This is a genomic window from Streptomyces parvus (assembly GCF_014648875.1).
GTDB lineage: Bacteria > Actinomycetota > Actinomycetes > Streptomycetales > Streptomycetaceae > Streptomyces > Streptomyces parvus.
The window spans coordinates 109,868-131,766 of record NZ_BMRY01000003.1 but is presented as its reverse complement, the minus strand read 5'-3'; the positions used below and the strand labels follow the sequence as shown (position 1 = coordinate 131,766).

The window sequence follows — 21,899 nt, the reverse complement described above, 5'->3', positions numbered from 1 at the left end:
CATGCGGGTACTGGTCGCCGAGGACGAGGAGATCCTCGCGGAGCTGGTCGCCACCGGACTGCGCCGGGCCGGATTCGCGGTCGACACGGTGTACAGCGGGGACGCGGCCCTCGCCTACCTCGGCCTCCACGACTACGACGTCGTCGTCCTCGACCGCGACCTCCCCCGGGTCCACGGCGACGACGTGGCCCGCCGCCTGGTCGCCTCCGGCTCCCGCACCCGGATCCTGATGCTCACCGCCTCCGGAGCCATGGAGGACCGGGTCGCCGGGCTCGACCTGGGGGCCGACGACTACGTCAGCAAGCCGTTCGAGTTCCCCGAGCTGGTCTCCCGGGTACGCGCCCTGCGCCGGCGCAGCGCCCGGCCCGTACCCCCCCAGCTGGAACGGCACGGCATCCGGCTCGACACCGTACGGCGGTCCGCGCTCCGCGACGGCCGGGACCTCGACCTCTCCCCGAAGGAGTTCACGGTGCTGCAACTGCTCCTGGAGGCCGACGGCGGCACGGTCAGCGCGGAAGAGCTGCTGGAGCGGGCCTGGGACGCCAACGCCGACCCGTTCACCGGGGCCGTGCGCGTCTGCATGAGCAAGCTCCGCGCCAAGCTCGGCGAGCCCGCGCTGATCCGCACCGTTCAGGGCGTCGGGTACGCCCTGTGAAGCGGCCGTCCCCGCTGCGGCGGCTGGTGGACGCCTCGAAGCTGCCGCACTCGACGATCCGCACCCGCATCGCCCTCGTGTACGGCGGTGTCTTCCTGGTGCTCGGCACCGCCCTGCTGGCCACTGTCAACCTGGCCTCCCGCGCCGGTACGGAGACCGAGGCGCGTGCCATCGCCTCCACGGCGGTGGTCGTGGTCCCGCCCGGGTACACCGTGAACGGCCCCTTCATCGCCCGCAGCTCCACCGGATCGTCCACCGCCTACGAGCTCACCGACCATGTCAGCGACGCGGCGGGCAAGCAGCTCCTGAACTGGTCGTTCGCCGCGCTGCTCGTGATGACGGCGGGCGCGGTCGGGGTCGGCTGGTGGATCGCGGGCCGGGTGCTGCGGCCGGTCCACGCGATGACCGCGAAGGCCCGTCGGCTCTCCGAGAAGACCCTGCACGAGCGGATCGCCTCCAGCGGCCCGGACGACGAGCTCAAAGAGCTGGGCGAGACGCTGGACGCGCTGCTGGGGCGGCTGGAGAAGGCCTTCGACAGCCAGCGGAGATTCATCGCGAACGCCTCGCACGAGCTGCGGACCCCGCTGGCCACCCAGCGCGCCGCGATCCAGATCGGCCTGGACGATCCGTCCCCCGAGGACCTCGTCCGCACCCGGCAGACCCTGCTGGACACCAACCGGCGCAGCGAGCGGCTCATCGAGGGGCTGCTCGTGCTGGCCCGCAGCGAACGGGGCCTGGCCACGGACGAACGCGAGGCGGTCCGCCTTGATCACGTGGTCAGGGAGGAGGCGGCCCGGTATCCGAATCCGACGGTACGGGGCGTGGGCGTCGGCAGTCCGGATGGCCGGGGCCGGAGCGGTGGCAGTCCGGAGGGCCGGGGGCGGGGCGGCGACGGGCCGGTGGTGATCGTCGCGGCGGCCGCCTGTCCCGTGCGCGGCAACCGTCTGCTCCTCGCCCAGCTGGTGGCGAATCTGCTGGCCAACGCGGTCACGTACAACGTGCCGGGCGGTTCGGTGGAGGTCTGCCTGAGCGGGGAGGGTGCCCTGTTGGTGCGCAACACCGGGCCGGTGGTCTCCGAGGCCGATGTCGCGGGGTTCTTCGAGCCGTTCCGGCGGGGCGAGGGCCGGGACCGGATGGGCCCGGGGTCGGGCCTCGGTCTGTCGATCGTCCGGTCGATCGCGGTGGCCCACGGCGGTACGGTCACGGCGGTACCGGGCCCGGAGGGCGGCGGCCTCGCCGTGACCGTACGACTGCCGGTCGATCAGGCCCCGGAGCCGGCCTCGCGCGCGGAGACCCGGTCCGGCAGCCCGGCGAGGATCTCCCGGTAGAGCTCGGCGTCCGCGATCTCGCGGGGGGCCGGTCCGGCGTGGAAGAACCCGGTGTTCGGGGCGTCGAGCTTCCGCAGGAAGTCGAAGCCCTTCGCGTCCTGGTCGCCGAAGGCGACGAACTGGAAGAACAGCGGCAGCCGTGCCGCGTCCGCGAGAGCCTGCCGGGCGGCCTGCTTGGCGTCTGGCGGGCCGTCCGTCTGGAAGATCACGAGAGCCGGACCGGTGGCCTCCGCCTTCTCGTAGTCCGCGACGACCTCCTCGACCGCGCGCTCGTAGTGCGTCCGGCCCAGTCGGCCGAGGCCCGCGTGCAGCTCGTCGACGCGGCCCTCGTGGCCGGAGAGTTCGAGGGTGCCGGTGCCGTCGATGTCCGTCGAGAAGAAGACGACCCGCACAGTGGCGTCCTCGTCCAGGTGCGCGGCGAGCGCGAGCGTCCGGTCGCCCAGGTGCTGGGCGCTGCCGTCCTTGTAGAACGGCCGCATCGAGCCGGAGCGGTCGAGCACCAGGTAGACGCGGGCGCGGAGCCCGGTCAGCCCGTGCGCCTTGAGCGCCACCTGGGCCGCCTTGTACGGGGCGGCGAGCTGCGGAGCACGCGACTTGACCCGCGCGAGCGTGGTGGCGGGCTTGCCGGGGGCGGGCTCCTCCGCCGCGACGGGGGCCGTCGGCTCCGGAGTGGCGGGTGCCGCGGGGGTCTCCGCGACCACCAGGGGCTCTGCGGGCTCCGGGGTCGCCGCGACGACCGGGGCGTCCGTGGCCGCCGGGGTCTCCGCAACCACCAGGGGCTCCGCGGGCTCCGGGGTCTCCACGACGACCGGGGCGTCCGTGGCCGCCGGGGTCTCCGCGACGACCGGGGCCTCTGCGGGCTCCGGTGCCGTCGCGGCTTCGGGGGCCTTGGGGGTCTCGGGTGCCTCGGTGGCCTTCGGGGCCTCGGCGTTGGCCTGGGGCGCCTCGGGGGCGTTCTCCGCAGCCTCCGCCGGTGCCTCCGACTCCGCCGGTGCCTCCGCCTCCGTCTTCGCCGGTTCCGGCGTGGACTCCTGGGCCGGTGCGGCCTTCGAGGGCTCGTCGTCGTCGAGGTCGAGGTCGATCGTGATCGGTTCCGGTTCCGGTTCCAGTTCCGGCTCCGGCGCCGACTCGGCCGCCTCGGTCGTAACGGGCTCCTCGGCGACCACCGGCTCGTCGATCGTGACGGGCTCCTGGGCCTTCTCGGCCTTCGGGGCGTCTGCCGGAGCGTCGTCCAGGGCGTTCTCCGGGGCCGATCCCTGCGCAGGGACGGTCGGTGACGCCGACGCGGCGGACGCCTTGTCGAAGGCCTCCGCCACCAGGTCGGCGGCCACCGAGCTGTCACGGTCGGTGGACCCGGTGTCGGAGGCCGAGGCCGAGGGCGAAGCCGGGGCCGGAATCGACGCCTTCGGCTCCGCGGCGGGCCCGGCCGCCGAAGTGGTCTCCGGCTCCGTCTCCTTGGGCTGAGTGCGCTCGGCCTGGGGCGGGACGGTGGCCGTGGTCGGCTCGTCCTGCTCCGTGCGGCCGAACACCTTACGCAGCAAGCTCCGAATGCCCATGGGCGAGGCCTTTCGCATGAGTTGGGTGCGGTGAATGTCCGACCTGAGGTGAATTCATCCCTGGCCAGGACGGATACGTAAGGTTAGCGGCCGGATCCGGCCGTTCGCCGGTGCGGCCCACCCCTGCGTCAACCGAGCCGAAACCGTTCCCGGACCGAGTCCACCGCGGTGTCCACCACCGGCCCTCGAAGGAACAGCGGTGGCCCGGACTTCACTCGCCGTTCACCGGGAGTCCCTCGGACCGGGTGGAGGCGCACCTACCGTCACGCACGACACCAGACGGAGGGAATCCACGTGCGTAATCTGCTGCCGTTCATCAGCTCGCATCCCGGTGGGCGTTCCGCCCTGACCTGCCGTTTCCGCTGTGGGGACGCCTGCTTCAAGGAGACGCCCAACAACAGCGACAACGAGTACGCCGGCGACATCATCGCCGGTGCCGTGTCGCGCCGTTCGATGATGCGCGCCGCCGCCGTGGTCACCGTCGCCACCGCCGCCGGGACCGCCGCGCTGACCGGCCCGAGCGCCCCGCAGGCCGAGGCCGCCGCGCTCGCGGGCCACGGCAACAAACCGGGTCGTCCCCACAAACCGGGGGCGTCCGGCGCGCGTGGCCTGCGGTTCTCGCCGGTCGCGCCCAACAAGGACGACAAGGTCACGGTCCCCGAGGGGTACGCCCAGAACGTGGTGATCCGCTGGGGCGAGCCGATCCTGCGCGGCGCGCCCGCCTTCGACCCGGACAAGCAGACGGCGAAGGCGCAGGCGGGCCAGTTCGGTTACAACAACGACTTCCTCTCCCTGCTCCCGCTGCGCGGCGAGCGTGGCCGGCAGGTCATGGTCGCGAACCATGAGTACACGGACGAGATCCTCATGTTCCGCGGCTACGATCCGGCCAACCCGACCCGTGAGCAGGTGGAGATCGCCTGGGCGGCGCACGGACTCTCCGTGGTCGTCGTCCAGGAGGAGCACCGCACCGGCAAGCTGGGCCCGGTCAACCGGCACCCGCTGAACCGTCGGCTGACCGCGACCAGTGAGTTCCGCATGACGGGCCCGGCCGCGGGGAGCACCCTGCTGCGTACGTCCGCCGACCGCACCGGCCGAAAGGTGCTCGGCACGCTCAACAACTGTGCGGGCGGCACCACCCCGTGGGGCACCACGCTGCACGGCGAGGAGAACTTCAACCAGTACTTCGCCAACGGCACCACCGCCATGCACAAGCGGTACGGGATCGGCACGGGTGGGTCCGAGCGCAAGTGGGAGCGGTTCGACCGGCGGTTCGACCTGGCGAAGGAGCCCAACGAGGCCAACCGCTTCGGCTGGGTCGTCGAACTCGACCCGTACGACCCGGACTCCACCCCGCGCAAGCGGACCGCGCTGGGCCGGTTCAAGCACGAGGCAGCGCAGCCCCGGCTCACCTCCGACGGCCGCCCGGTCGTCTACATGGGCGACGACGAGAAGTTCGACTACCTCTACAAGTTCGTCTCCAGCAAGCGCATGAAGAAGGGGAACTCGCGTGCTGCCCGCGAGCACAACCTGACGCTGCTCGACGAGGGCACCTTGTACGTCGCCAAGTTGACCGGCGACTCGCCGGTCAACGAGATCGACGGCACCGGAAAGCTCCCCAACGACGGGGAGTTCGACGGCAGCGGCGTCTGGATCCCGCTGGCCACCGGCACCACCTCGCACGTCCCGGGCATGACCGCCGAGGAGGTGTACGTCTACACGCGCCTCGCCGGTGACAAGGTCGGCGCGACCAAGATGGACCGCCCCGAGGACGTCGAGCCCTCGCCGCGCACGGGCCGGGTCTACGTGGCGCTCACCAACAACTCGGACCGCGGCAAGGAGGGCAAGCCCGGCGCGGACGAGGCGAACCCGCGCAACGCCAACAAGCACGGTCAGATCCTGGAGCTCGCGGAGAACTGGGACGACCCGACGAGCGACGGCTTCGCCTGGCGGCTGTTCCTTGTGGCGGGCGACCCGGACGACCCGGCGACGTACTTCGCCGGCTTCCCCAAGTCGAGCGTCAGCCCCATCTCCTGCCCGGACAACGTGGCGTTCGACGCCCACGGCAACCTGTGGATCTCCACGGACGGCAACGCGCTCGGCTCGCACGACGGGCTGTTCGGCGTGGCGACCCACGGTGACCGGCGCGGCGAACTGAAGCAGTTCCTCACTGTCCCGACCGGGGCCGAGACCTGCGGTCCGGTCATCCAGGACCGCCGGGTCCTGGTGGCGGTCCAGCACCCGGGCGAGATCGACGGGGCTTCCGTCGAGAAGCCGGCGAGTGCCTGGCCCGACGGACCGGGCAGGATCGTCCGCCCCTCGGTCGTCGCCGTCTGGCGCAAGGACGGGCGCGACATCGGCGTGTGAGGCTCGTAGGAAGCACGAGACCGGGCGGCCGGCAGGGGCTTATCGCCTCCCGCCGGCCGCCCGGTCCGCATTAGAGTCGACCGCATGGTTTCCGGTGACGCGCCACAGGCGGAGGGAAGCGTCCGGGTCGACGTGTGGATCTGGTCGGTCCGGCTGACGAAGACTCGTGCCCAGGCGGCCGCCGCCTGCCGGGCAGGACACGTGAAGGTCGGCGGCGATCGGGCCAAGCCCGCACAGGCCGTGCGCGTCGGCGACGAGGTCCGGCTACGGCACGCGGGGCGGGACCGGGTGGTCGTCGTCTCGAAGATCGTGAAGAAGCGGGTCGGCCCGCCGGTGGCCGTGGAGTGCTTCGTCGACAACAGTCCGCCCCCGCCGCCCCGCGAGATGGCGATCCAGGTCCCCGTACGGGACCGGGGCGCGGGCCGCCCGACCAAGCGCGACCGCCGGGAGATGGAACGACTTCAGGGACACCCGCCGGAGCGCTGAGGCCGCCACCCGGTGTTTCACGTGAAACACCGGCCCGGTCGCCCCGGGCGACCCCGGGTCCTGTCAGCTCTGGTATCCCTCCACCTCGTCGGCGGGGCGGACCTTCGCCGTCGAGGGATCCTCGCCGTACTCGCTGAGCGCCCGCCGTCGGCGCAGCAGGTCCCAGCACTGGTCGAGCTGGACCTCCACCGCCCGCAGCCGGGCCTTCTCCTCCGCGGACAGACCCATCTTCGCCACGGAACGGTCGCGCAGGTCGCGTTCCTCGGAGACCAGTTCGTCGATGTTCTCGAAGATGTCGCTGTCGGCCATGACGCCTCTTTCGGGTTCGTTCGGCGGCGGTCGTCGCTCGGTGGAGTCCCGGATCCCACTCTCACCCGGGCACCGCCTCATCGCACGTCGGCCGGGGCCTTACCGCGCCGCAGAAGAACCCGGGCCAGCACCGCGCCCACGAGCAGGACCGCACCGGCCCCCAGCACCCACCACACCGTGGTCCGCAGCGAGGCGGTCAGGGCGTCCACCACCGCCGCTGCCGCGTCCCGGTCGCCGCCCGGCACCTCGTCCAGCACCCGGCCGCGGCCGACCGCGACCAGCACCCGGAGCACGATCGCACCGAGCACGAACCCGGCGCCCACGACCGCGGTGGCCCACAGCCCGGCCCGCAGCCCGCCCCGCACGGTCGCGATGCCCACGACCAGCACGAGGAGCACCAGCGTGGCGACGGCCGGCCAGATGCTGCAGTAGCGGAGCCACCGGAAGGTGTCCCGGAGTTCGTCGGCCTGACCGGGGCCGAGCAGGGTGATCTCCGTCCGCTCGACGGGGATCCGGTCCGCGAACGGCACTCCGTCGCGCACCAGGTCCTGTTTGACCTGGTCGATCACCGGGGCCAGGTCGATCGTGACGGCCTGACCGCTGTCGCCGTCCAGGGCGGCCTTCACCGCCCTGTGGGCGGCGCGGTTGGCGGTGTCCCAGGCGTTGCGGAAGGCCTCGGTGGTGGTGAACGACCGGACGGTCTCGTGCAGGAACTCCTGGACCGTGTCCTGGAGGGGACCGAGATCGATCTGTCGCATCGCCTCCTCGGTGACCAGGTCCGTGACGGTGTCCTGCACCGCCGGGTCGGACGAGAGCGGGGACACGGCGGCGACGTACCGGTCGGTGTCGTCGATCTCCAGGTCGACCCAGGCGGAGAGCGCGCTCAGCGGCACGAGGACGGCGAGCAGGACGAGCAGGGCCGCCGAGAGCGCCGCCGAGACCGCAGAGAAGGCCGGGGCCGGGGCGGGCGACGGGGTCGGGGAGGGAGCCGAGGGAGAGGTCCGCACTCCTCCAGACAATCCCGTCCGGAGCGGCCCCGCTCCGGACCGTGAGCCATTCGAGTTGCCGGGCGGCGCGGGTGGGTGTGCTCTGGAGGAACGGGGGCGTGCGACGGGGGTGACGGAAGGAGCTGTCCGCGATGGCCACACACGCAGCCATGCCCGGCCGGAGGGGGGCCCGCGCCCATGCGCGGACCCGTCACCACACCCCGCTCGCCTGGGCACTGCCTCTGGTACTCGGAGTGATCTACGGGTTCTACGCGGCGTTCATCCGCCGCGACGGCGGTCCCAGCACCGGCGGGCAGGTCCTGCTCGGTCTCGTCTCCGGGGTCGCTCTGGCGGCCCTCTGTTTCGCGCTGGGCCGGATCCAGCGCTCTCTGCCGCGCGAGCTGCGGGCTGCCGCGTACGGTGCGTTGACCGCGTGCGCGATCGGCTTCCTGGTGAGCCTCACCGACACCAGCGTGCTGCGGTCGACCGGCCTGGGGCTGGCCGTCGGGGCGGGCGTCCTCGTCGTGTCGTACTACTACCTCTACTCGCGGGAGACCTGACGATTCACCGCGAGGCGCAGCCGCCAGATTGAATCTGGCGGCTGCGCCTCGCCGTCTCGCGCCCAAGAAGTGAGAGAGGGAGGAGGAACGGGCGATGACGACGGACAGCGCTCCGCTGCGGGTAGCGGTGATCATCGGCAGTACCCGCGAGGGCCGCATCGGCGATGCGGTCGGCCGCTGGTTCATGGAGCGGGCCCAGCACCGCAGCGAGCTGGATCTCGCCGTGCTCGACCTCGCCGATTTCGACTTCCCCGTGCACTACCCGGGGCGGGCGACCGACCAGATGACGGAGTTCACCGAGGAGATCGCCAGGGCCGAGGCCTTCGTCGTGGTCACCCCGGAGTACAACCGCTCGTTCCCCGCCTCCCTGAAGCAGGCCATCGACTTCGCCTACGACGAGTGGCAGACCAAACCGGTCGCCTTCGTGAGCTACGGACACGGTTCCGCCGGGCTGTACGCCGTGGAGCAACTGCGCTCGGTCTTCACCGAGCTGCACACGGTGACCCTGAGGAACGGGGTCGCGCTCGACGTCCTCCAGCAGCCGCTGGAGGGGCGCCCCGGTGACACCGGGCGGGACCGGTCCGTGGGTCTCATGCTCGACCAGCTCGGCTGGTGGGGCTGGGCCCTGCGCGAGGCGCGCGCCGTCCGCCCTTATGTCTCATGAACGGCAACGTCTCGCGAACGGCAACGTCTCGTTGGCGGCAACGTTTCGCGAGCGGCTACGTGCCAGGAGCGGCTACGTGTCACGAGCAGCCGGAGCGGGACGCGGACGTCAGACGCGGACCACAGACTTCCACCGACGACCACCAAGGAATGGATCATGAGTACTGAACTGGCCATCGAGACCGCGGGGCTGGTGAAGGTCTTCGGCGACAACCGCGCGGTGGACGGCATCGACCTCGCGGTCCCCACGGGCACCGTCTACGGCGTCCTCGGACCCAACGGCGCCGGCAAGACCACCGCCGTCCGCATGCTCGCGACCCTGCTGCGCCCCGACGGCGGCTCGGCCCGGATCTTCGGCAAGGACGTCGTGAAGGACGCCGACGCGGTCCGTAGCCGGGTCAGCCTGACCGGCCAGTACGCCTCGGTGGACGAGGACCTGACCGGCATGGAGAACCTCGTCCTGCTCGCCCGGCTGCTGGGCCACTCCAAGCCGGCGGCCCGGAACCGGGCGGACCAGCTGCTCGACGGGTTCGGGCTGAGCGAGGCGGCGGGCAAGCAGGTGAAGAACTACTCGGGAGGCATGCGGCGGCGCATCGACATCGCCGCGTCCATCCTGAACACCCCGGACGTGCTGTTCCTCGACGAGCCGACCACCGGACTCGACCCCCGCAGCCGCAACCAGGTGTGGGACATCGTGCGGGCGGTCGTCGACCACGGCACCACGGTCCTGCTGACCACGCAGTATCTGGACGAGGCCGACCAGCTGGCCTCCCGGATCGCGGTGATCGACCACGGCAAGGTCATCGCCGAGGGCACCAAGGGCGAGCTCAAGGCCTCCGTCGGTGCCGGCACCGTCCACCTGCGGCTGCGGAACGCCGACCAGCGGGCCGAGGCGCAGAAGGTGCTGGCGCTCGCGCTGAACGCGGACGTCCAACTGGACGCGGACCCGGTGGCGCTGACCGCCCGGGTCGACGGGCAGAGCACCGAGCAGGGCGCGGCGGAGCACGCCGGGCGTGCCCTGGCCGAGCTGGCCCGGTGCGGCATCACGGTCGACAACTTCTCGCTGGGACAGCCCAGCCTCGACGAGGTCTTCCTCGCACTCACGGACAAGAAGGGAGTGGCGGCATGAGCACCGCGACCGCCAAGACGGAGCCCGAGGATGTCGTGCTCGCCGCGCCCGACCAGGAACGCCTCTCGGCGCTCCTGGTGGGCCAGGACCGCCCCCCGAGGCCCAGCGGCCTGTCGGCATCGCTGACCTTCGGCTGGCGCGCCATGCTGAAGATCAAGCATGTGCCGGACCAGCTCTTCGATGTGACGGCTTTCCCGATCATGCTGGTCCTGATGTACACGTACCTCTTCGGAGGGGCGCTGGCAGGCTCCACGGAGGAGTACATCCAGTTCCTGCTGCCCGGCATCATGGTGATGAGCGTCGTGATGATCACGATGTACACGGGTGTCGCGGTGAACACGGACATCGGCAAGGGCGTCTTCGACCGGTTCCGCACGCTGCCGATCTGGCGGCCCGCGCCGATGGTCGGCTATCTGCTCGGTGACGTCCTGCGCTATCTGCTGGCGTCGGCGGTCATGCTCTCCGTCGGCATGCTCATCGGATACCGTCCGGAGGGCGGGGTGCTCGGCGTGCTGGCGGGCATCGCTCTGCTGATCGTGTTCTCGTTCGCGTTCTCCTGGATCTGGACCATGTTCGGGCTGCTGCTGCGCTCCGAGAAGTCGGTGATGGGCGTCAGCATGATGGTGATCTTCCCGCTGACCTTCCTCAGCAATGTCTTCGTCGAGCCGAAGACGATGCCGGGCTGGCTCCAGGCCTTCGTGAACAACAGCCCTGTCACCCACCTCGCCACGGCGGTGCGCGAGCTGATGGCGGGCAACTGGCCGGCCGCCGACATCGCCTGGTCGCTGGGGTGGGCCGGGGTTCTCATGGTGGTCTTCGGCGTGGTGACGATGCGGCTGTACAACCGCAAGTGACCGGGCCTGGCAGAGTTCGCCCCGGGCATCCTTGACCTTCCCCACGGGGGAAGCCCCAGCATCGGTGGGGCCGGGCGGAAGGCGCCCGGTACGAGGAGGTACGGGGTGGAACGCGAAGGCCGTGCGGGGGGCGCCGCGAGCGGGGAGCTGGTGACGATCGGGGAGTTCGCCCGGTTGTCCCGGCTCTCCGCCAAGGCGCTCCGGCGCTACGACGAACTGGGTCTGCTCCGGCCCGCCCTGGTCGACCCGGTGAACGGCTACCGGTACTACGACCCGGCGCAGGTGGAGGGGGCCCGGCTCGTGGCGTGGCTGCGCAGGATCGGCATGCCGCTGAACCGGATCGGCCGGGTCGTGGCGCTCGACGCGGGTGCCGCGGCCGTGGAGATCCGGGCCTACTGGGCGCGGGTGGAGGCCGAGACGGCGGCCCGGCGCGATCTGGCGATGTACCTCGTCGACCATCTGTCAGCGGAGGGCGGGACGATGTCGCGGATGCCGGACAACGCAGAGAACAAAGGAAGTTCGGGGAGTGCGGGGAGCGTGGGGGCGCTGGCGATCCGGTGTGCCGCGCTCACCGATATCGGGGTGGTGCGTACGGTGAACCAGGACGCGGCGTTCGCGGGCCCCCGGCTGCTGGCGGTCGCCGACGGTTTCGGGGAGGGCGGGGCCGAGGCGAGTGCCGCGGCGATCGAGGCGCTCAAGCCCTCCACGTGGGGCCGGGACGGTGCGCTGTCCGCCGCGGGTCTGCTGAACGCCCTGGAAGACACGGCGGATTCGGCTGCGCGGGCGGTGCGGGACGCGGTCGCGCCCTGCGAGGCTCCGGACGGTTCGGGGACCACGCTCACCGCGATGCTCTGGACCGGATCGCGGCTCGGGCTCGTGCACATAGGGGACTCGCGGGCCTATCTGCTGCGCGGCGGGGAGCTGTTCCGGATCACGCACGATCACAGCCTGGTCCAGTCGATGATCGACGACGGTTCGCTGAGCCCGGAGGAGGCCTCTTCCCACCCGGGGCCCGCGCTCCTGCTGAAGGCGCTGGTCGGCGAGGCGCGGCCCGCAGCGGTGGCCCTGGCGTGCCGCCCCGACGTCCGCTTGCAGGAGGTGCTGGCGGGCGACCGCTATCTGCTGTGCTCGGACGGCCTGTCGGCGGTGGTGGACACGGCGGACCTGCGGACGGCGGTCGTCGCGGCGGACGACCCGGAGGAGGCGGTACGCCGGCTGGTCGGCCTGGCCCGCGAGGCGGGCGGCCCCGACAACGTGGCGTGTGCCGTGGCCGACGTGGTGGTCGAGTAGGAGCGGCGCCGGGCGGACGGCCGGCTCCGGGAGTTCCCGAGGCCGGGCCGAGCGCCCCGTAGGTCAGAGCCGCCAGTCGGGGGAGTGCTCGGGGCGGTAGGCGCAGGTGGTTCCGGTCGTCACGGAGGCCTTCAGGTGGGCGGCCAGCGCGGGATGCAGGGTCTCCAGCTTGCGCAGGGTGTCGCGGATCCGGGCGGTGACCGTCTTGCGGGCCCGCTCGGTCTGGTCGCCCAGCCGACGGGTCCGGCCGCCGAGCCCGGCCGCGGTACGCAGCTCGTCCAGGAGGGCCTGCCGCTCCCGGTCGTACTTCTCCACCTGCTGGGCGTCGTCCCGGGCGGCTGCTCGGTCTATCTCGGCGTCCAGCCGGTCCAGGTGGTCCTTGTAGCGGCGCTTGGCCTCCTCGTCGAGCACCGGATCGCCGCCGAGCTGCCCGGCCGCGACGACGAGGTCCCCGCCCTCGGGTGCGAGGAGCCGGACGGCCGGGACGTCGGCGCCGGGGAGCCCCAGCAGGCTGTGCAGGTCCCGCAGGCCCTTGGCATCCGGGACGTGCACGGTCACCCCGTCCCACCGCAGCTGCCACACGGGCCCGTTCCGCCGGAACTCGGCGGACGGCCCGGCCGACGCGGCGGTCTCGCGGCGGTCCGACGCGGCGGCCCCGCTCCGGGTCGATGCGGTGGCCTCGCTCCGGTTCGATGCCGGGGCCGGGGCCGGGGCCGGCGCCGACCCCGGCGCAGGGGGACGGGCCGGGACGGGGGAAGGGGGCGAGGTCCGTGAGACGGAAGTGGCCGCGGCAGCATCGGCGGCCGCGGCGACCGTGGTGCCGGAGACGGTCACGGGCGGGGCCGTGCGGAGGGAGGCGGCCTCGGCCTCGACGTGGTCCAGGGACAACTCACCGGCCTCCCGGCTCACTTCGCCGAGCAGCCGACGCGCCTGCCCGGCGTCGTCCGCGCCGAGGCCCTGAGCCCCGACGGCACCGGCCCCGACGGCACCGGCCCCGCCCGCTACGGCGCCGCCCGCTCCGCCACCGCCCGCGCCGGAGCGGGCGAGCAGGGAACGGGCCAGGCTCAGCCGGGCGCGTACGGCCCAGGGGCGGGCGCCGAGGCGGTCCGAGGAGGCGGCGGCCTCGGTGAGCGCCGCGACCGCCGTGTCCTGGTCGTCGCGTGCGGCGGCGAGCATTCCGAGCCAGAGGTCGACGGGGCCGCCGATGTCGCACCCGTACAGCGAGACGACCCACTGGCCCGTGTACGGGGTCAGCTCGTCCTCCGCGCGGGCGATGAGACGCGGGTCGCCCGTCACCGCGGCCGCCTGGGCCAGCAGCCTGAGCCAGAGCGGCATGTACGCCCGGGGGTAGGGGGCGGCGCGGTCCGCGTGCTCGGCGATCAGGCGCAGCGCGGGCGTGGCGTCGCCCTGCTCCACCGCGGTGACCGCCTCCAGCAGTGCGGGAAAGGGATACCCGGAGGCCGGAAGCTTGGCGAGGACCTCCTCGGCCTCGGCGAAACGGCCCCGGAGCAGGTGCAGTGCCCAGTGCAGGTGGTGCGCCATGAAGCCGAAGGCCGCGTGGTCGTTGCTCTCCGGGTCGAGCGAGTCGTCCTCCAGCGCGGTGGCCGCCTCGGCGAACCGGCCTTGCAGGGAGGCGATCAGGCTGCTGTCGACGGCGACGCTCAGGGCGAACCGGGGCAGCGCGGTCACCTTCGCGAGCCTGACGAACGTACGGAACTGGTCGAGGAAGGCCGGGTCGCCCAGCTCCAGCAGCGCCACCCAGCGCATGGACGCCGCGTGCAGCTCCATGTCCTGGTGCCGGGTGCGCCGGCCGACGACGGTCATCTCGTCGGTCAGCCCGAGCCGCTCCACCGCCGAACCGAGACCCCACACGGAGTCGTGGCGCGCCCAGAGCGAGAAGGCGAGCGCCTCGTCGTCCGAGCCGCTGCGGGCCAGCGCCATGAAGTGGATGGCCAGCTCCTGGGCGAGCCGGTCGTCGGAGAGGCTCTCCTGGCCCTCCTTGCCGGTGATCCTGCGGTGCGCCTCGGCGAGCAGGCCCTTCGTGGACACGCCGGGGTTGCCCAGGAACCCGTCGCCTTGGAGGGTGATCGCCACCCGGCCCAGCAGCTCCGGGTCGTCCAGCTCCCGGGCCCGGGCGACCGCCCCGTCCAGCAGGCGCTGCGACTCGGCGGCCTCCCCCGCGTGCCGGAGCTGTCCGGCGAGGTCGAGCCCGATCAGCGTGGCCCGCCGGAGGTCGGGATCATCGCCGGAGGCCACCGCGAGGGCGCGCCGGTAGTGCTCGGTGGCCTCCTCGTCGGCCAGGCGTCCCGAGGCGTCCCGGGCGGCCGCCAGCAGCAGGTCGATCCGGCGGTCGCGCTCCAGAGCGTCGCCGGCGAGATGGGCATGCCGGGCCAGGGCGCCGGGCGGCACCGCGTCGCCGAGGCCGCCGTGCGTGTCCAGGGCCCGTACGGCGGCGGCATGGCGTTCGCGGGCCTCGGAGTCGTCCAGCGAGGCGTACAGCGTCTCGCGCAGGAGGTCGTGGGCGAAGGCGTACTGGCCGGACGGGCGGGGAACGACGACCCGGGCGACGACGGCCGACTCCAGCAGCCGGTCCACGTGGGGGACCGGCGCGCCGTGCACGACGGCCAGCACCTGCCGGCGGAACTCCCGGCCGAGCAGAGCGGCGCTGGTCAGCAGCGAGACGACCGGCTCGGGCAGCAGGGCGAGCCGCTGCCGGACCGCTTCCCGCACACCGGGCGGAATGGTGGAGACCGGGGCTCCGCTGTGCCAGAGCCGGGCGGTCTGCTCGACGAAGAAGGGGTTGCCGCCGGTACGCCGGTGGACCTCGTCGACCAGTTGGGGCGCGGGCTCGCGGCCCGTCGTCACGGTCATCAGCGCGCCCACCTCGTCGCGGCCGAGGCCGGTCAGGGTGAGGGTCGCGGCGGCGCGTGAGACCAGCGGCAGGATCAGCGGCTGGAGCGGGTGCCCGGGGGCCTCCACCTCGACGTCCCGGTAGGTGCCGATGAGCAGCAGCCGCTCGAACCAGGCGTGCTGGGCGGCGAATTCGAGCAACCGCAGCGAGGCGGGGTCGGAGCTGTGCAGATCGTCGAGGACGACCACCAGCGGCCGGCTCTGCGAGACCGCGACGAGGGCCGTGGTCACCGCGTCGAAGAGCCCGAAGGCCTCCGCACCCTCGGACGGGCCCCAGCCGGGCGACCCTTCACCCGGGCCTCCGTCCGCGTGGGGCCCGCCACCGTGAACACCGACCGCACCGGCTTCCGCGCCGGGCTCGCCCCCGTGAGCAGCACCTGTGGCGACCCCGGCCGGGTCGCCGAGGAGCACGGCGAGCCGGCCGTCCGACGCCTCCTGGGCCGCTGCCCACTCCACCGCCGTCGCCGACCGGCGCAGGCCGCGCAGGATCTGGACCCAGGGCCAGTACCCCGGGGTGTTGTCCGAGTCCCAGCAGGACCCCCCGACCACCAGCGCCCCGCGCCGCCGTGCCTCGTGCGCGGCGTCCGTGACGAGGGTGCTCTTGCCGATCCCGGCCTCGCCGGTGACCAGCACGAGACCGCCGTGGCTGTCCGTGGCCCGGGCGATTTCCGAGCGGAGGACGCCTGCGGGGTGGTCGCGCCCGAAGAGAGCAGGGGTCATGACCACACGATAGGAGCCCCCACTGACAACGGCTCCTTGTTTCTCGGGGGCGGGCCGTCCCCGCCCCTCCCCGCGTCAGTCGCGGACCACCGTCACCGGGCACGGTGCGTGCTGGGTGACGTGGAGGCTGACCGAGCCGAGCAGGGTGGCCTTGAAGCCGGTGTGGCCGCGGGCTCCCACGACGAGCAGGTCGGCGCCCTGGGCGCGGTCCAGCAGGGCCTGGGCCGGGTTGCCGATGACCACGACCTTGCTGACCGCGGCGGCGCCCGCGGCGCCGAGGGCCTCCTCCAGCGCCTCGGTGAGGGAGACGGTGGCCACGGCCTGCGGGTCGAAGTCCTCCGGCATGCCCGGCATCATCGACGCCCAGCTGGTTGCGGGGTACTCCCAGCTGTTCACGGCCTCCACCGTGGCGCCGGTCAGCTCGGCCTGGCGCACGGCCCAGTGCAGTGCCTTGATCGAGGAGTCGGAGCCGTCGACGCCCACAACGATCCTGCCCATATCTGCCTCCAGCTCGGTCGCGCTCAGTCGCGGTTGGTCGCGGTTGGTCGCGCTCGGTACAGCATTCGGTCTCACTGTAATCAAACAGGGCAATCGGGGCGGGTCGATGTGACCCGCCCCGATTGCCCTCGGCCCAGTTCCCTCAGCCCGTTGCCCTCGGTCCGGTTCCTTCGGTCCGGTTCCTTCGGCCCGTGCTTTCAGTCCAGCCGCAGGTCCGCGAGCTGCTGCTCGAAGGGGACGACCGCGTCCTCCCCGTCGTCCAGCCCCAGCGCCCGCGAGGCCCCGGAGACCGTACGGCCCAGGACCGCGGAGGCCAGCTCGCCGCCCGCGCGCCGGATCCGGGACGGCAGGCCCTCGGTGTACTCGTCGCCCGAGGAACCCCAGTCCTCCGAGGCCGCGTAGACGGAGGTGGGCACGGTGACGGCCCGCAGGTAGGCGAAGAGCGGGCGCAGGGCGTGCTCCAGGACCAGCGAATGCCGGGCCGTGCCGCCCGTCGCGGCGATCACGACGGGCTTGCCGGTCAGCGCGGTGTGGTCGATCAGGTCGAAGAACGACTTGAACAGTCCGCTGTACGAGGCGGTGAAGACCGAGGTCACGGCGATCAGCCCGTCGGCCTCCGTCACCGCGTCGATCGCCTCGCGCAGCCCGGCCGACGGGAACCCGCTGACCAGGTGGTTCGCGATGTCCACGGCGAGATCGCGCAGCTCGATGACGTGGACCTCGACGTGCCTGTCCTGCTCGACCGCGAGGCGCTCACGGGTGGCGGCGGCCAGCCGGTCGGCCAGCAGCCGGGTGGAGGACGGCTGGCTCAGGCCGGCCGACACGGCGACGATGCGCAGCGGTGTGGTGGCGAACATCGAGGTCAGACCTCCTTCTTCTGCTCAGGGGCGCGGGCGGCGGTCACCGCCGGGTGGACGGGCGCCGACTCCGGAACGCCGGCCGGGCGCAGGTTGGCGAACTCCTTGCGCAGGACGGGCACGACCTCCTCGCCGAGGATGTCGAGCTGCTCCAGGACCGTCTTCAGCGGCAGCCCCGCGTGGTCCATCAGGAACAGCTGGCGCTGGTAGTCGCCGACCGCGTCCCGGAACGTCAGCGTCCGCTCGATGACCTCCTGCGGGGAGCCCACGGTCAGCGGGGTCTCGCGGGTGAAGTCCTCCAGGGACGGGCCGTGGCCGTAGACCGGCGCGTTGTCGAAGTACGGGCGGAACTCCCGTACCGCGTCCTGAGAGTTCTTCCGCATGAACACCTGGCCGCCGAGCCCGACGATGGCCTGTTCGGCGGTGCCGTGCCCGTAGTGGGCGTAGCGGCGCCGGTAGAGGTCGACCATCTTCCTGGTGTGCTCCATGGGCCAGAAGATGTTGTTGTGGAAGAAGCCGTCGCCGTAGTACGCGGCCTGCTCGGCGATCTCCGGGGAGCGGATGGAGCCGTGCCAGACGAACGGCGGGACGCCGTCCAGCGGGCGAGGGGTGGCGGTGAAGGACTGGAGCGGCGTGCGGAACTTGCCCTCCCAGTCCACGACGTCCTCGCGCCACAGCTTGTGCAGCAGGGCGTAGTTCTCGATGGCCATCGGGATGCCCTGGCGGATGTCCTTGCCGAACCAGGGGTAGACCGGTCCGGTGTTGCCCCGGCCCATCATCAGGTCGACGCGGCCGTCCGCGAGGTGCTGGAGGGTGGCGTAGTCCTCGGCGATCTTCACCGGGTCGTTGGTGGTGATCAGCGTGGTGGACGTGGACAGGATCAGGTTCTCGGTGCGGGCGGCGATGTAGCCGAGCGTCGTCGTCGGGGAGGACGGGACGAACGGCGGGTTGTGGTGCTCGCCGGTCGCGAAGACGTCCAGGCCGACTTCCTCGGCCTTCTGCGCGATGGCCAGGGTCGCCTTGATCCGCTCGTTCTCGGTGGGGGTCCGGCCGGTGGTCGGGTCGGTCGTGACGTCCCCGACGGTGAAGATCCCGAACTGCATGGCGTCCGCCTTCCTGAGACCTGGCCGGGGTCCGGAGATTCGGAGATCCGGAGGCCCTGACCGATTTGGTTGAACGTTGAACTACACCCTACAACGGGACCTCCCTCCGACCTATTCCACGTCCGCTCGCCGGGCACCTGTCAGCCGGGCGTGGGGCCGCTACACTCGGCCCATGACCTCCGTCCCGTGCCGAAACTGGTGGCGCTCCTCATAGGAGCGGCCACAGCATCTGCACGGAACCAGGGCCGTTCGACATGGACGGCCCTTTTCGCTGCCCTCGTACGGCGCGGACACGGAAGACGGAGCGCAGCGGCGCTCACCGGCGGGGCCGTCCCTCACGTATCACTCACGCGAGGAGAGGCACCCACCATGACCACGACCACCGACGAGCCCCGAAGCACCGAGCCCCGGGCCAACGAGAACCGCGTCACCGAGAACCGCGTCACCGAAAGCCGCGTCACCGAAAGCCGCGTCACCGAGAGCCGGACCGCCGAGCTGGAGCACCGCATCGCCCGGGACCCCGGCAGCTTCCGGGTCCTCACCGGGGACCGCCCCACCGGCGCCCTTCACCTCGGCCACTACTTCGGCTCCCTGCGCAACCGGGTCCGCCTCCAGGATCTCGGCGTGGACGTCATCGTCCTCATCCCCGACTACCAGGTCATCACCGACCGTGACACCGCGGAGAGGCTGGCGGAGTACACCGACGGGCTGCTCCTGGACTACCTGGCCCTCGGCATCGACCCCGCCCGGTCCACCGTCTTCTGCCACAGCGCCGTCCCCGCGCTCAACCAGCTCATGCTGCCCTTCCTCAGCCTGGTCTCCGTCGCTGAGCTGAACCGCAACCCCACGGTCAAGGACGAGATCGCGCACTCCCGGCAGTCCACGGTCAGCGGGCTGATGCTCACCTACCCGGTCCACCAGGCCGCCGACATCCTGTCCTGCAAGGGAAACCTGGTTCCGGTCGGCCGGGACCAGGCGCCCCACCTGGAGGTCACCCGGACGATCGCCCGCCGGTTCAACGAGCGGTACGGCCAGGTCTTCCCGGAACCCGACATCCTGCTCTCCGCCGCGCCCCTGCTGCTCGGCACGGACGGTACGAAGATGAGCAAGAGCCGGGCCAACTCCGTGCCGCTCTCCGCCACCGCCGACGAGACGGCCCGCCTGATCAAGGGCGCGACGACGGACGCCGACCGGCACATCACGTACGACCCCGACGCCCGCCCGAACGTCTCGTCCCTGGTCCTGCTGGCCGCTCTCTGCCTCGACCGGGACCCGCACGAGGTCGCGGCGGAGATCGGCGACGGCGGAGCCGCCGCTCTGAAGCGGACGGTGACCGACGCGGTCAACAGCCACCTGGAGCCCTTCCGGGCCCGGCGGGCGGAGTACGCGAAGGACCTGACGTACGTACGGTCGGTGCTCCGCGCGGGCAACGAGCGGGCGAACGCACTGGCGGAGGCCACGCTGGACGAGGTCAGGGAGGCGATGGGCGCGTTCCGGTAGCCGGGCGGGCGACGGACGGGGAGCCCCGCCCGCGAACCGCCCGCCCGCGAACCGCCCGCCCGCGAACCGCCCCCGCGAACCGGCTTACCGCCCCGGCACCGCCGACCGCTGCCGGCGCAGCAGCTCCGCGAGGCCCCGGCGGGTGGCGGCGATCACCACCCGGTCCTGGGCGCGCAGGACGTAGCCGGGGTGCAGGTCCCAGACGAGGCCGGAGGGCGGCGGCGTCGCGTCTCCCTCCGGGTCGAACGGGGGCAGGGCGGCGAGGTCCGGGTTGCGGTCGGCGGGCGGGGTGGCGTCGATGGCCAGGACCCGCCAGGCACCGGCCCGGAACGTCTGCTCGACCGTGTGGCCCTCCAACTGCGGGTGCCCGGCGACCTCCAGCGCGGCGAACAGCATCACCTTGCGCTCGACCGGGATCGCGCCGAGGATCTGGCGGCCCATCATGGCGCCCGCGAACGCCGGGGCGGCGAGATGGGAGACCGATCGCGAGCGGGTCAGGGCCTGGGGGTGGGCGGTGCGCAGGGTGCGGTAGACGGCGGTGGCGAACTCGTCGTCGTACAGCCGCAGCGCCACCCTCAGGTCCGGCTTCACCGAGCGGGCGTACAGCGCCGCTTCGAGGTTCGTCGTGTCGATGCTGGTGAGCGCGAGGAGGGCGCGGGCGCGGTAGACCTTGGCGGCTTCGAGGACGCCCTCCTGCGTGACGTCGCCGATGACGGTCGGCACATGCAGGGAGCGGGCCAGCGGGATGCCCCGCGCCTCGGGGTCCTCCTCGACGACGACCACGGGGATGTCGAGTTCCCGCAGGCGTACGAGGACGCGCGTACCGATCTTGCCGAGCCCCAGCAGCACCACGTGCCCCCCGAGGCCTCGGGGCGGGCGGCGCAGCGAGGAGGCGGTGCGCAGGGTGCCGAACGCCTCCAGAACGGCGGCGATCAGCAGCGGCAGCAGGAGCAGACCGGCGATGCCGGAGAGGATCTGGATGATCTGCCGGGCCGGCGGCGCGCCCTCGGCCGGGTCGTTCATGCCCAGCAGGTCGAGGACGGTCAGGTAGGCGGAGTGGAGCGCGGTGTCCTTCGTGGTCAGCAGCGAGGCGATCACCAGCGCCACCGCGGCGAGCGCGAAGCCGAGGGCCGACCAGCGCAGCCGGCGCGAGAAGATCTGGGAGAGCGGCGCGCCCCTGCCTCCCATCCGGGTCGCGGACCGTGCCGGATCGGCGCGGCTGATCGCTTCGAGGACCACCGTGCCCCGGCCGGTCGACTCGGCGACGGCGCGTTCGTCGGGCAGGAGCCGCGGGGCCTCGTCGCCGCTGCTGTCCGAACCCTCCGCGCCGGCCGGGTCGTTGGTGGTGGAGGAGAGCAGGGCGAGGGTGCACAGCCCGGGGTCGGCCCTCTCGCCGGAACGCGGCGGCGGGCGCTCGGCGGCGCGCAGGAGCAGCCCCTCGGCCTGGATGACCTTGCTGCTGCCGGTCAGGGCGGTGGCGGCGAGGGCCGGGGCGGCGGTGTCGGCGTCGGACAGGACGGTGGTGGAGGCGTCCAGCAGCGCCGGATCGATCCCGGGCATGGCGACGGCCGCCGCCTGGTCGAGCAGCTCCTCCAGATGCTGTCCGAGCTTGCGGTTGTAGAGCCGGATCACCAGCCGCAGACGGGGGTTGAGGCGGCGGGCGGTCAGGGCGGCGCGGATGTTGCGCTCGTCGTCGTCGTAGACGAGGGCGAGGGCGGCGGCCCGGTCGATGCCCGCCTCCTCCAGGGCGTCGTCTGAGGGCTCGGGGGCCTCCATGATGCGGACGGCCTCGACCCCGGCGTTGGTGTCGCCGCTGCCGCCGGTGGCTCCGTTGCCGCCGGTGGTCCCGCTGCCGTTGCCCGCGCGGCTCATCGCTGCAGACATCCGGCCGAACAGGGCTGCCGCCCGCCCCCGTTGGGTCAGGGGTGTCTCGGGGCTGCTCGGGTCCCGGCCCGGCGGCAGGAGCAGCGTGACCCGTTCGCCGTAGATGTAGCGAAGCTCCACGGCGAGCCGGCGCGCCAGCGCGTCGTCGCCGCAGACGATCATGTGACCGGAGGCCGGCGGCCGTCCCGGCTGCTGAGGGAGTGGAGGCACGAAACCCAGCATGCCGTGATCCTTCCGGCTCGGTCTT

The 21,899-nt window shown here is 72.6% G+C and carries 18 protein-coding genes; 10 read left to right on the top strand and 8 right to left on the bottom strand.

Annotation, left to right across the window (positions count from 1 at the left end):
- The first annotated feature begins 1 nt into the window (after nt 1).
- Nucleotides 2-655 carry a response regulator transcription factor gene (locus IE140_RS10815; protein ID WP_024263690.1) on the top strand — a complete coding sequence of 218 codons (654 nt, stop codon included), beginning with the start codon at nt 2-4 and terminating at the stop codon, nt 653-655.
- A complete protein-coding gene (locus IE140_RS10810) occupies nt 652-1,983 on the top strand; it encodes a HAMP domain-containing sensor histidine kinase (RefSeq protein WP_150197637.1) in 1,332 nt (443 codons plus the stop codon). The genes IE140_RS10815 and IE140_RS10810 overlap by 4 nt, the downstream gene beginning before the upstream one ends.
- Here the strand turns inward: IE140_RS10810 and IE140_RS10805 are convergent.
- On the bottom strand, nt 1,917-3,539 hold the full coding sequence (locus IE140_RS10805; protein ID WP_150197636.1) for a VWA domain-containing protein: 1,623 nt from the start codon (nt 3,537-3,539) through the stop codon (nt 1,917-1,919). The genes IE140_RS10810 and IE140_RS10805 overlap by 67 nt on opposite strands.
- A 294-nt stretch (nt 3,540-3,833) precedes the next feature.
- Here IE140_RS10805 and IE140_RS10800 point away from each other — a divergent pair, with 294 nt between their 5' ends.
- Nucleotides 3,834-5,903, top strand: a complete 2,070-nt coding sequence (locus IE140_RS10800; protein WP_032764501.1) for a PhoX family protein — start codon at nt 3,834-3,836, stop codon at nt 5,901-5,903.
- Between the two features lie 84 nt (nt 5,904-5,987).
- Nucleotides 5,988-6,389, top strand: a complete 402-nt coding sequence (locus IE140_RS10795; RefSeq protein WP_032764500.1) for an RNA-binding S4 domain-containing protein — start codon at nt 5,988-5,990, stop codon at nt 6,387-6,389.
- A gap of 63 nt (nt 6,390-6,452) precedes the next feature.
- On the opposite strand, the gene IE140_RS10790 is transcribed toward IE140_RS10795, so the two are convergent.
- Nucleotides 6,453-6,698: a DUF2630 family protein gene (locus IE140_RS10790; RefSeq protein ID WP_093444174.1), complete on the bottom strand. Its 246-nt coding sequence runs from the start codon at nt 6,696-6,698 to the stop codon at nt 6,453-6,455.
- A gap of 77 nt (nt 6,699-6,775) precedes the next feature.
- The gene (locus IE140_RS10785; protein WP_189460330.1) at nt 6,776-7,705 is read right to left on the bottom strand and encodes a hypothetical protein; all 930 of its coding nucleotides are present in this window, start codon (nt 7,703-7,705) and stop codon (nt 6,776-6,778) included.
- A 131-nt stretch (nt 7,706-7,836) separates the two neighbouring features.
- Between IE140_RS10785 and IE140_RS10780 the strand changes: the two genes are divergently transcribed.
- From IE140_RS10780 to IE140_RS10760, 5 genes are all read left to right on the top strand, one after another.
- Nucleotides 7,837-8,244, top strand: coding sequence for a hypothetical protein (locus tag IE140_RS10780; RefSeq protein ID WP_030707585.1), 408 nt, complete (start codon nt 7,837-7,839; stop codon nt 8,242-8,244).
- Between the two features lie 94 nt (nt 8,245-8,338).
- Nucleotides 8,339-8,908 carry an NADPH-dependent FMN reductase gene (locus tag IE140_RS10775; RefSeq protein ID WP_093444171.1) on the top strand — a complete coding sequence of 190 codons (570 nt, stop codon included), beginning with the start codon at nt 8,339-8,341 and terminating at the stop codon, nt 8,906-8,908.
- Nucleotides 8,909-9,064: 156 nt separating this feature from the next.
- Nucleotides 9,065-10,036 carry an ATP-binding cassette domain-containing protein gene (locus IE140_RS10770; RefSeq protein WP_150198356.1) on the top strand — a complete coding sequence of 324 codons (972 nt, stop codon included), beginning with the start codon at nt 9,065-9,067 and terminating at the stop codon, nt 10,034-10,036.
- Nucleotides 10,033-10,890 carry an ABC transporter permease gene (locus IE140_RS10765; protein WP_109179253.1) on the top strand — a complete coding sequence of 286 codons (858 nt, stop codon included), beginning with the start codon at nt 10,033-10,035 and terminating at the stop codon, nt 10,888-10,890. Before IE140_RS10770 ends, IE140_RS10765 begins: the two co-directional genes overlap by 4 nt.
- 105 nt (nt 10,891-10,995) lie before the next feature.
- Complete coding sequence (locus tag IE140_RS10760) at nt 10,996-12,180, top strand: MerR family transcriptional regulator (RefSeq protein ID WP_150198358.1); 1,185 nt, start codon at nt 10,996-10,998, stop codon at nt 12,178-12,180.
- Nucleotides 12,181-12,243: 63 nt separating this feature from the next.
- Here the strand turns inward: IE140_RS10760 and IE140_RS10755 are convergent, their stop codons facing one another.
- From IE140_RS10755 to IE140_RS10740, 4 genes are all read right to left on the bottom strand, one after another.
- The gene (locus IE140_RS10755) at nt 12,244-15,810 is read right to left on the bottom strand and encodes an ATP-binding protein (RefSeq protein WP_189460328.1); all 3,567 of its coding nucleotides are present in this window, start codon (nt 15,808-15,810) and stop codon (nt 12,244-12,246) included.
- 75 nt (nt 15,811-15,885) lie between these two features.
- Nucleotides 15,886-16,308: a universal stress protein gene (locus IE140_RS10750; RefSeq protein ID WP_032764491.1), complete on the bottom strand. Its 423-nt coding sequence runs from the start codon at nt 16,306-16,308 to the stop codon at nt 15,886-15,888.
- A 197-nt stretch (nt 16,309-16,505) separates the two neighbouring features.
- Entirely contained in the window at nt 16,506-17,165 is a 660-nt protein-coding gene (locus IE140_RS10745; protein WP_150198113.1) for an FMN reductase, read from the bottom strand.
- Nucleotides 17,166-17,170: 5 nt separating this feature from the next.
- A complete protein-coding gene (locus tag IE140_RS10740; RefSeq protein WP_032776440.1) occupies nt 17,171-18,268 on the bottom strand; it encodes an LLM class flavin-dependent oxidoreductase in 1,098 nt (365 codons plus the stop codon).
- 369 nt (nt 18,269-18,637) lie between these two features.
- Here IE140_RS10740 and trpS point away from each other — a divergent pair, with 369 nt between their 5' ends.
- Nucleotides 18,638-19,768, top strand: coding sequence for a tryptophan--tRNA ligase (gene trpS, locus IE140_RS10735; RefSeq protein ID WP_150198111.1), 1,131 nt, complete (start codon nt 18,638-18,640; stop codon nt 19,766-19,768).
- 84 nt (nt 19,769-19,852) lie between these two features.
- Here trpS and IE140_RS10730 read toward each other — a convergent pair whose 3' ends face one another.
- Nucleotides 19,853-21,874: an NAD-binding protein gene (locus IE140_RS10730; RefSeq protein WP_150196381.1), complete on the bottom strand. Its 2,022-nt coding sequence runs from the start codon at nt 21,872-21,874 to the stop codon at nt 19,853-19,855.
- Between the last annotated feature and the right edge of the window lie 25 nt (nt 21,875-21,899).

Excerpts from the sequence above, each read along its gene's own strand:
- IE140_RS10815 (WP_024263690.1), top strand. The coding sequence starts at position 2 with ATGCGGGTACTGGTCGCCGAGGACGAGGAGATCCTCGCGGAGCTGGTC.
- IE140_RS10805 (WP_150197636.1), bottom strand. The coding sequence starts at position 3,539 with ATGGGCATTCGGAGCTTGCTGCGTAAGGTGTTCGGCCGCACGGAGCAG.
- IE140_RS10795 (WP_032764500.1), top strand. The coding sequence starts at position 5,988 with ATGGTTTCCGGTGACGCGCCACAGGCGGAGGGAAGCGTCCGGGTCGAC.
- IE140_RS10790 (WP_093444174.1), bottom strand. The coding sequence starts at position 6,698 with ATGGCCGACAGCGACATCTTCGAGAACATCGACGAACTGGTCTCCGAG.
- IE140_RS10780 (WP_030707585.1), top strand. The coding sequence starts at position 7,837 with ATGGCCACACACGCAGCCATGCCCGGCCGGAGGGGGGCCCGCGCCCAT.
- IE140_RS10775 (WP_093444171.1), top strand. The coding sequence starts at position 8,339 with ATGACGACGGACAGCGCTCCGCTGCGGGTAGCGGTGATCATCGGCAGT.
- IE140_RS10770 (WP_150198356.1), top strand. The coding sequence starts at position 9,065 with ATGAGTACTGAACTGGCCATCGAGACCGCGGGGCTGGTGAAGGTCTTC.
- IE140_RS10765 (WP_109179253.1), top strand. The coding sequence starts at position 10,033 with ATGAGCACCGCGACCGCCAAGACGGAGCCCGAGGATGTCGTGCTCGCC.
- IE140_RS10755 (WP_189460328.1), bottom strand. The coding sequence starts at position 15,810 with ATGACCCCTGCTCTCTTCGGGCGCGACCACCCCGCAGGCGTCCTCCGC.
- IE140_RS10750 (WP_032764491.1), bottom strand. The coding sequence starts at position 16,308 with ATGGGCAGGATCGTTGTGGGCGTCGACGGCTCCGACTCCTCGATCAAG.
- IE140_RS10745 (WP_150198113.1), bottom strand. The coding sequence starts at position 17,165 with ATGTTCGCCACCACACCGCTGCGCATCGTCGCCGTGTCGGCCGGCCTG.
- IE140_RS10740 (WP_032776440.1), bottom strand. The coding sequence starts at position 18,268 with ATGCAGTTCGGGATCTTCACCGTCGGGGACGTCACGACCGACCCGACC.
- trpS (WP_150198111.1), top strand. The coding sequence starts at position 18,638 with ATGACCACGACCACCGACGAGCCCCGAAGCACCGAGCCCCGGGCCAAC.
- IE140_RS10730 (WP_150196381.1), bottom strand. The coding sequence starts at position 21,874 with ATGCTGGGTTTCGTGCCTCCACTCCCTCAGCAGCCGGGACGGCCGCCG.